The sequence below is a fragment of the uncultured Thalassospira sp. genome (assembly GCF_963976115.1).
Lineage (GTDB): Bacteria > Pseudomonadota > Alphaproteobacteria > Rhodospirillales > Thalassospiraceae > Thalassospira.
Window position 1 is genome coordinate 249,923 of sequence record NZ_CAXBJJ010000008.1, and the last position, 14,937, is coordinate 264,859.

General features: G+C 53.5%; 9 protein-coding genes. 4 read left to right on the forward strand and 5 right to left on the reverse strand.

Annotated elements, in window-relative coordinates:
- The first annotated feature begins 10 nt into the window (after positions 1-10).
- The 3 genes from AAC086_RS12730 (at position 11) to AAC086_RS12740 (ending at position 2,431) form a co-directional block, all read left to right on the forward strand.
- On the forward strand, positions 11-397 hold the full coding sequence (locus tag AAC086_RS12730) for a RidA family protein (protein ID WP_339779057.1): 387 nt from the start codon (positions 11-13) through the stop codon (positions 395-397).
- Positions 398-458: 61 nt separating this feature from the next.
- On the forward strand, positions 459-1,343 hold the full coding sequence (locus AAC086_RS12735; protein WP_339779058.1) for a MurR/RpiR family transcriptional regulator: 885 nt from the start codon (positions 459-461) through the stop codon (positions 1,341-1,343).
- An 86-nt stretch (positions 1,344-1,429) separates the two neighbouring features.
- A complete protein-coding gene (locus AAC086_RS12740; protein ID WP_339779059.1) occupies positions 1,430-2,431 on the forward strand; it encodes a sugar kinase in 1,002 nt (333 codons plus the stop codon).
- A gap of 72 nt (positions 2,432-2,503) precedes the next feature.
- Here the strand turns inward: AAC086_RS12740 and AAC086_RS12745 are convergent, their stop codons facing one another.
- Positions 2,504-6,955 (reverse strand): translocation/assembly module TamB domain-containing protein, encoded by a 4,452-nt coding sequence (locus tag AAC086_RS12745; RefSeq protein ID WP_339779060.1) that lies wholly within the window; start codon positions 6,953-6,955, stop codon positions 2,504-2,506.
- Positions 6,955-8,955, reverse strand: a complete 2,001-nt coding sequence (locus AAC086_RS12750; RefSeq protein WP_339779062.1) for an autotransporter assembly complex family protein — start codon at positions 8,953-8,955, stop codon at positions 6,955-6,957. Before AAC086_RS12750 ends, AAC086_RS12745 begins: the two co-directional genes overlap by 1 nt.
- 316 nt (positions 8,956-9,271) lie before the next feature.
- Here AAC086_RS12750 and AAC086_RS12755 point away from each other — a divergent pair, with 316 nt between their 5' ends.
- On the forward strand, positions 9,272-11,233 hold the full coding sequence (locus AAC086_RS12755) for a GNAT family N-acetyltransferase (protein WP_339779064.1): 1,962 nt from the start codon (positions 9,272-9,274) through the stop codon (positions 11,231-11,233).
- A gap of 79 nt (positions 11,234-11,312) precedes the next feature.
- Here AAC086_RS12755 and AAC086_RS12760 read toward each other — a convergent pair whose 3' ends face one another.
- The 3 genes from AAC086_RS12760 to AAC086_RS12770 form a co-directional block, all read right to left on the reverse strand.
- Positions 11,313-12,422: a GNAT family N-acetyltransferase/peptidase C39 family protein gene (locus tag AAC086_RS12760; protein ID WP_339779066.1), complete on the reverse strand. Its 1,110-nt coding sequence runs from the start codon at positions 12,420-12,422 to the stop codon at positions 11,313-11,315.
- Between the two features lie 108 nt (positions 12,423-12,530).
- Complete coding sequence (gene sulP, locus AAC086_RS12765; protein ID WP_339779067.1) at positions 12,531-14,267, reverse strand: sulfate permease; 1,737 nt, start codon at positions 14,265-14,267, stop codon at positions 12,531-12,533.
- A 193-nt stretch (positions 14,268-14,460) separates the two neighbouring features.
- Positions 14,461-14,874 (reverse strand): TIGR01244 family sulfur transferase, encoded by a 414-nt coding sequence (locus AAC086_RS12770; RefSeq protein ID WP_339779068.1) that lies wholly within the window; start codon positions 14,872-14,874, stop codon positions 14,461-14,463.
- Between the last annotated feature and the right edge of the window lie 63 nt (positions 14,875-14,937).

A 14,937-nucleotide genomic window follows, 5' to 3' on the forward strand; every position in this document is an offset into this window, starting at 1 on the left:
AGGAGTTTCCATGCCCATCAAACATTTCGGCAATGAACGTAGCGGCGCTGGCGGACAAAAGCTGCCTTTCTCACCTGCCGTTCGCGCCGGTGATTTTGTCTATATATCGGGCCAGGTGGCGATGAAGGAAAATGGCGAAATCGACTATGGCGGCATCGAAGCACAGACACGGCGCACAATGGAGAACGTCAAATCCGCGCTGGCATTGGCCGATTGCACGCTAGATGATGTGTTTAAAATAACCGTCTGGCTGGACGATACCCGTGACTTCTGGACCTTCAACCGGGTCTATGGCGAATTTTTCCCAGGTGAACGCCCTGCCCGATCAACCGTGCAAGCAAAGCTGATGGTTGATGCCAAAATAGAAATCGAGGCTATCGCCTACAAACCTGAATAGTGGTAGCAATCAATCGGGTGCTTTTAAAGCACCCGATTGATTAAAAAGCGGGACCCTTCACATGCAACGCGCCACCGACATTATTAGCCAGCTTAACCGTGCGCCCGGTATTTTGCCTGCCCGCGAGCAACAAGTTGCCGACTATGTTGTGGAGCATCTTGAAGATGTTACGGCCATCGCTCTTTCCGATCTTGCCAAACAGGTCGGGGTCAGCGAGCCAACTGTTATCCGCTTTTGCCGGAGCCTTGGCTGTGAAGGTTTTCGCGATTTCAAAATAAAACTGGCGCAAAACCTTGCCGTAAGCATGCAGTACCTGGCCCCGGAACCCATTGAAGATCACATCACCGACCCGGCTGTTCTGGGCAGCCACGTTATTGGCACCATCATCGACAGTTTACGCCTTTTGCGTGAACAATTGGCGCAATCCGATATTGACGCTGCGGCCGATGCACTTGCGGGCGCCCGGCAAATTGGTTTTTTTGGTGTTGGTGGCGGGTCCAGCACCGTTGCGTTTGATGCAGCCAACCGTTTTTTCCGTCTGGGCATTCCGGCACAGTCCCAAAATGATGGTTACCTGCAACGTATGCTGGCCTCCACACTGGGCGAAGAGGATGTTATTGTTGCCATTTCCACCAGTGGACGCCCGACGGAACTGATCCACAGTGCCGCCATTGCCCGGCAATACGGGGCCACGGTTATTTCCCTGACCAAGCCCGACAGCCCCCTTGCCGCTGAAAGCGACATCGTGATCGGGCTGATCATGCCTGAAAGCCCCGATATTTATAAGCCAACTGCCACCCGGCATGTTTTTATGGCAACGATTGATGTGCTTGCCACCGCTGTTGCCCGTCGCAACCCTGTGCGCAGCAAAGAAAAGCTGCGGCGCATTCGCTCGTCCCTTTTAACATTGTTGCCAACCGTGGGCCGCCTGCCGATCGGCGATTGACGCGCGCAAAACTTCACGGCAAGTTGCGCACAGCCAAATTAAAACCGGGTGCTTGATATGAAGAACCCGCAAACAGGATTGTTTAAATGACCAAAACTGCCTTCATCGGTGAATGCATGATCGAAATTTCGGCGGCCAGCCACGGCAACAGCACCGAACCTTCATCCGCGTTTGGCCCCGCCAAGCTATCTTATGCGGGCGACACCCTGAATGCAGCGGTCTATATGGCGCGTGTTAGCAAACTGATTGCACTGCAAGGCAAAACAAAGCCTGAACTATCGGAGAACACCCAAAACGATGCCGCAATTTCATATGTAACGGCATTGGGCACAGACCCCTATAGCCAGGCGATGATGGTGGCCTGGCAAAACGATGGCCTTGATACCAGCCTTGTTCGCCAGATCGACGGGGAATTGCCCGGCCTTTATGCCATTCAAACCGATGCCAGCGGCGAACGCAGTTTTAGTTACTGGCGGCAGAATGCCGCTGCGCGCCAACTGTTCAAAAACGGCTATGAAGAAACGCTGGGGACCGAACTGGCCGGGTTTGGCATGGTTTATCTTTCGGGTATTTCGCTGGCTATTTTAGACACCGAAGATCGCGCCAAACTTTTTGTCCTGCTGGCATCCCTGCGCAAAAACGGCACACGGGTTTGTTTTGATAGCAACCACCGTCCGCGCCTGTGGGCAGATACCGCAACCGCGAAAAATGCCTATGCCAACATGGCCCCTCTTTGCGATATTTTAATGCCGACCTTCGACGATGAAGCCACCCTTTTTGGCGATGCCACACCATTGGATTGCGCCAAACGCTGGCGTGATGCCGGGGCGGGCGAAGTGATTGTTAAAAACGGCGCCCTGCCAACAACCTATGTCACACAAACCGGTGAAACCGGCACAGTAACGCCGCCCAAAATTGACCGTGTGATTGATACAACATCGGCCGGGGATTCGTTTAACGGCAGCTACCTTGCCGCGCGCAACCACGGCATCGACATTGAAAATGCTATTACGATTGCCCAGAAAGTGGCCGGTTGCGTTATCAGCGCACGCGGTGCGCTGGTTGATATTAACCATCTGGTTCTTTAACCCAACATCACCCTACCCTCAAAAACGGCCCCGGTTAATGTGATACCGGGGTCGTTTTTGTGTTGAGGACAATCAGTAATCCAATTTGAATTGAATACCGGCTTTGCTGTCAATTTCGCTGGTTTCACTGGTAATTTTGATATGCGGGGTCAGTTCAATTTCCACTTCCACCCCGCTAGATCCGGGTGTGGTTCCCTGTTTGGTGCCAACGTAAATATCATCGGTCAAATATTTACCGGCCTTAACTGTCGGCCCGTTCGCGCCCCCATCCACCCTGAGCACATCGGCCCCAATAAAATTGCGAATGGTGCCAATAACATCCAATCCACCGCCACCGCCCGTAAGCTGTGCTGCTGCATTCGCCAGTTGAACAGCTTCAACCGCACTCAGGCTGCCTTGCGATTTGCCAAACAACACCTGCGACAGAATTTCATCCTGCGGCAAAGCCGGTTCTGAACTTAAGGTCAGTTTAGGGTCGTTGGCCGGGCCAGACAAAGATGCCGTCACCGTTAAATCGTCGGCGGTATAAACACCGGCAATATCAAGCAGTGGCTCTGGCGGTTGCGCCCCGGAAAACGTAATTTTGGAATCCTTAATGACAAAAGTTTTGCCAATCAGGTCTAACTGACCACGCAGGGCGCGCAATTCACCAACAATTTTGGGGTTATCGGCCCGCCCGGTAATGTCAAGATGCCCCCCCCATTCAGAATCAAGGCCCTTGCCACGCACAAACAGGCGTGCCGGCACATCCACCCTGGCATTCAGGTTGGCAACAAAACCGCTTTGTTTGGTGCTATCATTTTTCTTATCGTTCGCCGCTGCCTTGGCAAGGTTTTGCACATCAAGTTCCGGCACCGAGGCGGGCAAAGCCACACTTAAATCAACCTCGCCCCGACGCAGGGTGGTGGTGCTTTGAATGTCGGCTTTGTTTTCATTACCCGTTACATCGACATCAATATCGGCCCATACCCGCAATTCATCCATGCGGGTCATTGCCATATTGCGCACGGTAACATTGGCGGTGTATTTCACCCCGTCGCCAAGTTTAACATCGGCCTTGCCCGTCATGGTGCCCTGCCCGCCATCATTGGCGGTGAGTTGGGTCAATTTAAAGCCGTCATTGTTAAAGGCCCCATCAAGGGTGATGTCCTGAATCAGGGTGCCATATTGCAAATGTTCATACCGACCATCACGCAATGATACTGTCCCCTTCCATTGCGGATGAGATACCGTTCCATCCACGCGGGCATCAAGATTAACCACCCCGGCAAGGGCATGGTCCGGCAGCGGAACATAGGGCCAGAACTGGCCGATTTCACCATCCATTTTCGCCGTTACCGACAGCGGCCCATCGGGCACCGCTGCAAACTGCCCGTTTAAAAACGAAACATTGACCGGTACTGTCGCCCTGGCGGTGATGATTTGCATATCGGATCGCCCCATATCAAGATCGGCCGAAAGCCCCCCATCGCGCAGGGACGCCGACAGGTTCAGTGCAAGCGGGGGTAATTGGGACGCCGCGGCAACACTGATATTGCTGATTTTACCATCGATATTGGCACTGGCGGGTTTGCCCGGTTTTTCGTGGGCCTCCGCCGTCAGGGTTAATGTCCCATCCAGACCGGGCACGTCAAACATCGCCCCCCACGGCCCCAGCACCAGCGATTTAATATCGGCTGTGGCATCAAAGGTTTTACCAGGCAAAAGATCCAGTTTTGCATCTAGCTTACCTTCGCCGATGGATAACATCGCATCGGCTGTCAGGCTGCCATTTGCCCCCTGGCGAAACACCAGCGGCTGGCGCAAAGCAATGTGCTGCGTCCCAATATCGGCATTCAGTCTGGTTGCCGTTACGGACGTATCACTGGCAATCGCAATGTCCGCGGCGGCATCAAGTTGCACCGGAATGCGGTTTTTTACGCTGCCCTGTGCCGTTACAGTTGTCTGTAATTTCGCCAGCATCCCTTTCAGTGTTGCCGTCATTTTCTCAATCCGGGCATCGGCACCCCCCATATTCGTCCCGGACAATTTTAAATCCAGCGCCGGATCAGCAAAGGCATTGTCGATATCACCCTCTATCGTAACACCCTCTATCCGGGCGGTTTCGCTGCCATCGGGGCCAACAATCCGCAGGCCCTTGGCCGACAGCCTTGCCGCAATATGCTGCGCAGCATTTTTGCCCGAAAAATCGGCATTAGCCGTGATGAGGCCGTTGGCGAATGGCACGCCAAAACCTTGTGCCATCACCGCATCCAACCGCGTTAAGGCTATGTTACCCCTCAGCGGTACGGCATTTCCCGGCAAGGAAATATTGCCGGTCATATCAATATGTTTTCCTGCCAGCTTGATATTGGAAACCTGAAGGCCGCTTGCGGGCAGGCCAATATCGGCATTCAGACGGTAAGGGTCATTTCGCCAGTCAAACTTGCCGGTATTTTGCAATTGTAAAACGACATTTTTCCCGGCCTTGTTTTGCTGCCAGGTCATATGGCTGAGCAGATTAACGTTTTTAAATGCTTCGCCAGACGTGGTAAGGGCAGGCACAATCAGGTTAATATCGCCCTGCGGCTCCGCCAAGGGGCCCCCCAGCTTTATGGTCAATCGGCCTGCCTGACCATTGAATGAAACCGGCACCGATGGCGGAACAATGCCCGCCGCCAGTGCCAAATCAGCATTAAGCGACAATTGATTAAAATCGTTGCTGATTGACAGTTTTGCCGTGCCATTGATGTTGGCGGTTTTCACATCATCAACATCCACCACAAGGACCATCTGCGGACTAAGGGTGACATTTGCGCCCAGGGCCGGGCTAGCGCCCACCACATGGTCAAGCTCGGCAATACCAAAACCGGCATCGCTGGTGCGCAGGGCAATTTTTGCGCCCCCCCCTTCCGTTTCATTCCAGGCAATATCGGAAATATCAAGCGTGCCTTGCCCGTGCAGGTCCATGCCCGACACTGCGGCGAAGGCGGCAAGATCGTTGATATCGGCATGAAACGATGCCTGATCAACATTGCCCTGCCCATCAACCACCGCCTGCCCGGTCGCGACCAGTTTTGGGGTTTTTATGGTTACATCATCGACAGTTATTTTTGAAAAATCGGCATTGGCACTGGCATTTAACGCAATATCCTGTTGCGCGCCAACCATTGCCGCAAGGCTTTGATCGTCAAATTGATGGCCATTGGCCTGCACAGTTGCCTTTAGGGCAAAGTCGCCATCCGCCGGTGTCAGCTTTGCGTTAAGCGCAAGGTTTTCAATATGCGATACCGGCGTTTTAATATTTTTCGCGGAGATTTCGGCATCGACATCGGGCAAAGCCAAATCACCACTTGCATGGGCCGTAACCGACAATCCCTGCCATGTTGCGGCATTGCCAATTAACGTGCTGGCAGCACCGTCAATGGTTGAGGTCAGATCGGCTTCTATCTGGCTTTGGGCGAAATCAATATTTGCGGTGCCGTTCAGGGCCAGCAATTTATCCTTGATCACGTTAAGCGATGTCAGCGCAAGTTTATCGGCTTTGCCGTCATATTGCCCAACGGCTTTAACCGACACATCCCCTTGCAACGGTTCAGGCAAGGAAGATGCCAGCTTGCCCAGTGTGGTTGCCGCCACATCCAGACCAAAGCCGATTTTGGTGTCATCCCCCACCTGCACATCAATCACCCCGCCCATGCGGGCAAGGTCGCTTGCTTCAAATGCCAAATCACCGTGCCAGTCATTGGCCGGGCCACTGCCTTTAAGCGATATAGTCACATCGGGCGCCTCATTGGGGCTTAACCCGGCCAGCGCCATGATCAACCCGGCCCGGTCAAACCGCCCGTCAATATCGGCCTGCAATTTTTGTGCTTTGGCATCAAAATCCAGATCGGCGCGGATATGGTCAACGCCCCCATCAAGCGGCTGCAAATTAATGCCAAGTACGGCGGAAAGATTTTGACTGGCCAAGGCATGGGCATCAAGCCGATAGGAAAAAATACGCCCGTCCGCCGGATTGGTAATCTGGATGTCAGGAATTTCCAGTTTGCCGAGTTTTACCGCCACCGGCAATGTGAACCCCACCCCGGTGGCATCCGGTGTTTCATCCGGCGTTTCCGGGCCTGCCTTGTTGGGTAGTGTGATCGCCAAACGCGATGCCGAAATGCGATCAATATCAACCTTTGCGCCCAACAGGGCCAAAGGCGACCATGACAGAACCAGATCATCACCCGCAACCGCCAAGCCGGTTTGCGGCATATCGAGCGTTAACCCGGATATGGAAAGCTGATCCCACAGGCTGCCTTCCACGCGACCTAACACAAATTTGCCGTTAATGGCATCAGATACGGTCTGATTGATCCAAGGTGTAAACTGGCGCAAAACCGGGCCTGTACCGGCAAGGGTAATGACTGCCACCAGCACAACAAACAGTGCCAGAACCGCCAACAAACCACGTTTCAGCCACCGCCACGCCGAGCGCTGCCGGGATGATGCAGGCGCAGAAATGTGGGGTGCACCGTTTGAATTTTTCCGCTCAGCCATTAAAATGCCTGACCCAGACTAAGATAGATTTGGAAATCGTCATCAATATTTTCACGTTTATCAAGCGGCACCGCAAAGTCAAACCGAACCGGGCCAATCGCTGTGTAATAGCGCAGCCCAAGGCCCGTCGCCCACATCAGGCTGAAATCTTCGGGTTTGACACCTTTATAAACATTGCCACCTTCCACAAAGGGAACAAGGCCAATGCTATCGGTGATGCGGGCGCGAAATTCCAGCCCGGCCTCTATCACGGACCGGCCACCAAGCGGGTCGCCATCCTGGTTTAGCGGGCCGACCGTCTGATATTCATACCCCCGCACCGAACCACCGCCACCAGAATAGAACCGTTTGTTGGCGGGCAAGGATGAACGATCATCGCCCACGATGCTGCCAATACGGCCACGGCCTGCCAAAACATAATGGCCCCGCTCGTCAAAGGCATAATATTGCGACCCGCTCAGCGAGAGGGCGGTGAATTGTGTGTTCGCCCCGGCAAGACTGACATAGGGTGAAACAGTAAGTTCCATCCTGTTGCCTGCCGTCGGATCAAGCTGATTGTTGGTGTTGTCATGGCGCAAAACACCCCGCAAACCCCCAAGATAAAATTCCTCGTTAGGGGAATCGGCACCGGTCAAATCAGAATATTCAACCGTCACACCATAAGTTGCCGACCAGTTTTCCCAGAATTCGCGCTCGATCCCGGTAAAAGCATTGGCAAGATTACCGTCATAGGCGTCGGTTGTGTAGCTTGTCAGCTCGCTTTCTGCGACAAGCGCCTGATGGCGACGCAAAAATTGCGGCTTGCGGAAACTGGCCGACCCGCCTTGCTGCAATTTCGATCCGTCCAGTTTCAGGCGCAGCTTTTCGCCTTTACCAAACAGGTTGCGATGCTCCCAAAAGGCATTGGCCCCCGGCCCATCCGCCGTTGAAAAATCAACCCCGCCGCCGATAGACCGGTGGTCACGTTCCTGCACCCGCATTTCAATGGGAATTTCACCATTCTCGTCAACCTGCCTTGCTGGTTTGACGATCACGGAATTAAACAGGTTGGACTCTGCAAGGTCGCGCCGGGTGGTCGTCACTTCCCGGGGGGAATAGGTTTGGCCCTTACCCCAACTGTGATAACCGCGAATAAAATCGGCATCGACATCTTTGGCACCCACAACATTAATTTTACCAAACCGTGCCTGCTGCCCGGTCATGACCTCATAGGTCACGTGAATGGTTTTTTCCGCAGTATCGGCCAGCACCTTTTTCTTGCCCGCCGTCACCAGCGGATAACCCTCATTGCGAAAAACATCCAGAACGCTTTGTTCGGCAAGAATAATCGGATCGGCCTCGGCCCGCATCCCGATGGAAAGATTTGCCGTTTGCAATTCGTCATCGCTCATGGGACGGGTTTCGCGACTGTCATCGGGATGAATGACTGTTATTTCCACATCAGACAGCAAATAAGGCGTTCCGGTATCAATGCGATATTCCAGAACAACCGGCTTTGGCGGTGCCTTGCTGGCAAGTGCCGGGGAATCGGGAGCTGCGGTTTGTTTATCCCCACGGCTTTGCGCACCGTCAGCGGGCGCAACGGGAGAGGCCGTTTCACCGTTTGCCGGTGCGGCATCCGCGTCGTGAATGTTATAATTCACCACCGCATCGTAAAACCCGAACGACCGTAAAACGCGAGAAAACCGTTCGACATCATCGTCTGCCCGGCGTTCAAGCCCGGCTTTTGTCGGTGTCGGGCGGTCCTGCAATCTTAACGCTGTGCTGTTTTCCTTTAGGGCTGCCAACAAGCGTTCTTCTTGCGGATCGAGGCCCTCATAGGTCACAAAATAGGGAATGGCGCGGCCAACATCCTGTGTCGCCGCCGAATCTGCCCCCTCGCCAAATGGCAGATTTTCCGTCAAGGAACATGCACCAAGCAATGATGCCCCGACCAAAACCGACAGCATCGCCCGTTTTTTGCTATGTCCGCCCGAAAACGGATCAGTTCTTTTTGGCAACGCCCCTGTCCCTTTTGTGCCTGTATCCGAAATTATGTTCCGGTATGCTATACGCTGCCCAGCCCAAAATGTTTCATTATGCCTTTATGCTTCAATGTGTATTTGCGATGCCTACTATTAAAAAATGGCAACCACATGACCATAAATTCAGCGTTATTATACGTAGCCTATACTCGAAAGACCGTCACTATTGCTGATGTTTAACATAGCAATGTGTTACAGGCTAACGGTCGGCAATATATAATCATTACAAATGTCGCGATCCGGGTTCACCCGCACCAAGACTGTCACTGTATCGGGCCAAAAGGTTTCTTTTATGCCACATTCACAAGCTACCCCGATTGTTGTACGTACCGCGCAAAAAGCCGATATTGACGGGCTTTGCGCCATCGAAGAGGCCGTTTTTACAACTGACCGCATGAAACGGGCGACGTTTTCGCGCTTTCTGCGCCAACCCACCGCCAGGGTGCTGGTGGCTGATGCCGGCGATGACGGTGTTGTTGGCTATGGTATGTTGTTATTGCGCGCCGGTAGCGGCACGGCACGTATCTATTCGCTTGCCATTTCTGAAGACTGGCGCGGCAAGGGATTGGGAACACAGCTTTTGGCCGGGCTGGAAAGTGTGGCGATCGAGGCGGGCAGCGACAAAATGCGCCTGGAAGTGCGCGACGACAATCATTCGGCGCGCGCCATTTACGAACGTCATGGCTATATCGATGTTGCCGTTTTGCCTGATTATTACGAAGACGGCGAAAATGGCAAACGCATGGAACGCCATCTTTTTGATGCAACGACGCAACTTTCACCGCCTGTTTCAACCGGCGCACCGCTTATTTTAGTGGATCATTTGCATGACCTGCCCTTTAGCGTTTCAGGCGCACGGGTGATGAAGGTCCGCGATTATCTGGCCCTGGATCACGGTATTCGCAATCGCCGGGTGATCAATCTGTGTCATTCCTATGAATATCTGTCGCGCGGGTATTATTGCAGCCTGCTCGCAGCTGCACGCAGCGAACGCGTCATCCCCGAAGCCGACGTATTGCTGGATTTGAACTGGAAAAGGCTGCAAAAAACCGCCCGGGCGCAAATTGGCCCCATGATTGCCGAAGCCCTCAATAAACCCGGCGCAGAGCGGCCTGAACATATTGACGTGTATTTTGGCCGCAGCACAGATAAACGCTTCCGCGACCTTGCCCAGCGCGCCTTTGATCAGTTTCGCTGCCCGATCCTGCGTTTGCATTTGAACGCGGGCGATAAAAAACTGCTGCGCGAAATCGAAGCCCCGTCGCTGCATCACCTTGATGCCAGCGAAATGCCCGCATTTGAAGCCGCTCTGAAGGCCTATTTGCGGGGCCGTGTGCGCAAACCGTCAAACGGGCGTGCGCCCACCGCCCTTATCGCCATTCTGTATGACCCGAACGACCCGCTGCCACCGTCAGACAGCGATGCATTGGCAAATTTTATCCAGGCCGCTGCCGATCTTGGTGCCCGGGCCGAACTGATCACGGCGAAGGACTTTCATCACCTGTCTGAATTTGATGCCTTGTTGATCCGCGAAACAACGGCACTGGACCATCACACCTACCGGTTTGCCAAACGGGCGCGCAAGGAAGGCATCCCCGTGATTGACGACCCGGAATCAATTTTGCGCTGTACCAACAAGGTGTATCTGGCCGAATTGCTGCGGAACCACCATATTCCGGCCCCGCGCAGTGCCATTTTTGACAAACGCCGTATTGATGAAATTGGCAATCAGTTCAACTTTCCCAGCGTGTTAAAAGTGCCCGACGGCTGTTTTTCACGCGGGGTGCGTAAGGTGACATCGCGCGAAAATTTGCACCAGATTGCCGGAGAAATGTTCAAAAATTCCGAATTGCTGGTTATTCAGGAATATGTCGAAACCACCTTTGACTGGCGCATCGGGGTGTTGGGCGGCGAACCGCTTTATGCCAGCCGCTATTTCATGGCACCGGGCCACTGGCAAATTGTTAAACACGAAGATGACGGTAAAAATTTCGAACAAGGCGGCTTTGAAACAGTCGCCGTTGAAGAAGCCCCTGTCGACATTGTCACAACAGCCCTTGCCGCTGCCCGGTTGATGGGAAATGGCCTTTATGGGGTAGACATTAAAGAAACGCCCTATGGCCCCATGATTATTGAAGTAAACGATAATCCCAGCATTGATGGTGGCGTAGAGGATGCCGTGATCGGCATGGATCTTTACCGCCGCATCATCGCCCATCTGCTGGGCCAGATCGCACAGCCCTGGACGATATAAACAAGATACAGCCGGGTAATAAAGCACTTTTCCTTTAATATGCCTGCCAGAACCGGTTACAAACCGGTTTTGGCAGGTTTTATTTAGGCATATCGATAAAAACAGCGGCCTGCAATTTTGACCTGCCATATCGCGCCATCAAATCAAATTCGTGGCGCAGGATCGGCACAGAAACACAATCGCTGCCATTATAGGGTTCGTCATCCTCGCCAATGTCGGGGTCGGTGACATAAACAAAGCGGTCGTCAAACCCCGAAACAACAACCCAATGCGGAATTTTATCACCGTAAATGCGATATTGGCTGATCAAAACCAGTGCCATTTGCCCATTACTGCTGTGGCGTTCAATTTCATCAATGCCAAACGCCCCTGCCGTTACCGTAATACCCGCCTGTGCGGCCTGATTGGCGAAATCATAATGCACCAGTTCAACCACCTTGCGGTTTTCAGCCTTGCGCACCGTATCAACAAATAACGGCCCTTCGCGCGATACCAGAACCTGTGCGCCAAACCCGCGCCGATACGCCGCCAGTGCCAACCCCAACGGCCCGCAGCCGCCATGCCCGGATGTCATGAAAATGGTGGTGGCTTCACGCCAGATGGCGATTTCGCTGCTGCGATCCATCTCGATGTCGGGGTTAAGCGCATTCATCGCCATCATCAATGATGCCGGGCCACAGGTGAACGGCAATGTCTGATGATAAAAATGCAGCGGTGATGGCCGGTGCATCAATTGCGGCACCAGAACCTTTTCCATGCGCAAGGCCGGGCTATGATCGGGGAAATAATCCGGGTACAGGGCAAATTCCTGATAGCCGTTTTTACGATACAACCTGATCGCCGCCTGGTTTTGCGGATGAACTTCAAGACGCAACATCGGCGCGCCAAAATCCAGCGTGCCTTCTTGCGCGCGTGCCAGCAATGCCTGGCCGATCCCTTGTCGCTGAAAGGCCGGGTCAACGGCCATACTATATAACCGGGCCAATGCCGTGTTGCAGCGAAAAATCACCAGAACATAGGCAATTACAGCATCATTGCGAACCATCACCCAAAAACCGGCGGTGGCACTGGCAATAAAGCGGCGCATGGTGCGGCGTGACATGCGATCCAGATCAAAACAGGCATTTTCAATTCGCACAAGGTCCGCAAGATCGGCATCCGTTGCCGGGCGCAAAACAGGCTCAGACATACACTTTAAACCCACATTCATCAGAGGTTTCACGCGGAAAAGGTAGCCACATTTCCCTTGTGAAACGTGGCATAGTGCCGCTGAAATCCAATGGTTGCAAAGTGCAATTTACGCAATACGGCACGGCGTTAGCGCCGATGGGTCCAAGGCTTGCAGGGCATCATATTGCGACAGAAAAACCTGACCGGCCAATTCACTCACAAAGCCGCTTGGCAACAGGCGGTCCATCACCGGGCCTTTGACCTCGGACAGATGAAACGTAACCCCGGCATCACGCAGACGGGCATTTATTTCACGCAGGCTTTCAAGGCCGCTGGCATCAATTTCGTTGATTGCCGAACACATTAACACAACATGCTTCAAACTGCCATTTTCCGCGATCAGGGCATAAATGCGATCTTCCAAAAACCGACAATTGGCGAAATACAGGCTTTCATCGGGGCGAACGGTCAACACCGACGTTCCCGTTGCCACATCGTGGCGCAACACATTGCGAAAATGCTCGGTCCCGGGCACCTGCCCGACCACGGCAATATGCGGACGGCTGGTGCGATGCAAATACAGCATCAACGACACCGCAACCCCGCCGACAATGCCAGGTTCGATCCCCCAAAACAGGGTCAGGGCAACGGTGACCATCATGGCGCCAAAATCAGCCCGGGAATAATGCCAGATATGGATAAAAGTTTTAACATCTACCAGGGTTAGCACCGCAACAATGATGGTTGCGGCCAAAGTGGCCTGGGGCAAATAATACAAAATCGGGGTTAAAAACAAAGTGGCCCCGGCAATGCCCACTGCCGTCATTAAACCGGCAGCAGGGGTTTGCGCCCCGGCATCAAAATTAACCATAGACCGGGCAAAGCCCCCGGTAACAGGCAACCCGCCTGCAACACTGGCCCCGAGATTGGCCATACCCAGCGCAATCAGTTCCTGATCGGGGCGAATACGCTGACGGCGTTTTGCCGCCAGTGTCTGTGCCACCGATATGGTTTCGACAAAGCCGATCACGCTGATTAAAAGGGCTGGCAAAGCCAGTTGACGCCATAGATCGGGGTCGAAAGACGGCAGGGAAAATGCCGGAAAACCTTGCGGAATTGTACCAACAATTTTAACCCCGTCCGCCGCCAGATCAAAATACCAGCTTGCCAGCGTTGTGATAATCACCGCCAGAACCGGCCCGGCCCGAACCACAAAAGTTGCCCAAACCCCGGTCAGACCCACACGGCGCAAAATGGCAGGCAGGCCGCTTCGCACCCAGAACAAAAATCCAAGGCACCCCAAACCCAGAACCGCCGTTAGCAGATTAATACTGCCAATATGCGACATCAAACCGGCCAGAATTTCAGCCAGATTTCCATCCGTTTTAGGTAAACCCAGCAAATGGCGCACCTGCCCCACGGCAATTAAAAGGCCCGATGCACTGACGAAACCCGAAATAACCGGGTGACTTAGGAAATTGGCAATAAACCCCAGCCGGAACAGACCCATCGCCAGCAAAATCGCGGCTGAAATGATTGCCAATGTCATCGCCGCCAAAACCGGGCTAACCCCGGCAGGCAAATGCAGGGCACCAATGATCGAGGCCGTCATCAGGGAAATCAGGGCAACGGGGCCAACAGCCAATGTTGCCGATGTGCCAAAAATGGCATAGGCCACCAACGGCAAAATGCTGGCATAAAGCCCAACTTCGGGTGGCAACCCCGCCAGCATCGCATAAGCCAGGCTTTGCGGCACCAACATGATGGAAACAATAACTGCCGCCACCAGATCATTGGCCGCAAGCTGACGGTTATAACGCCGTCCCCAATCCAGAATGGGGAAAAAACGGGAAAGCGGGCGCACATTCAATTCCTTTGTGATGGCGTTAACCTGCTGATCACTCTTTATCGCATTCTTCCCGCGTGGAACCAGTGGTTGTGCTGCGCAGAACGCACGACGCAACCCGAAAAAGGGTGCCTGTATAAAACGACACCCCGTTACGGATCAGGCCCGGTACCGGCATAAATGCCCGCCAGTCCAAGACACTGACATTGTTTTAGCGACGCGCGTCGATCCGCGGGGCCAAACCTGCCATATCGTACCCGGCATTGGCCGCAGCACTGATAATTTCAGACGTGGTCATGTTACCGGCATTGGCAAGCGACCATAAAATGGTGCAGCGCGTTCCGGTACGACAATAGGCGAAAACAGGTTTTCTGACAGTGGCAAGGGCCGCAATGAAAGCATCAACATCGGAATCCTGAACATTGCCGCTCACAACTGGCAAAAACACAGCTTCAAGATCGCACTCTTTGGCTTTTGCGCTTATTTCGTCAAAAGAAGGCTGATCGGGATCTTCCTGATCCGGGCGGTTGCATATAATCGTTTTAAAGCCCGCATCCGCAATGGCCGGAATGGCTTCAAGCGGAACTTGCGGCGATACGGTCAGATCATCACTCAGACGTTTCATTATATGGCATTCCTTTGTGTTATATCATTGTCGCAAATGTCCACAGGGCCAGAACCAGAGGTT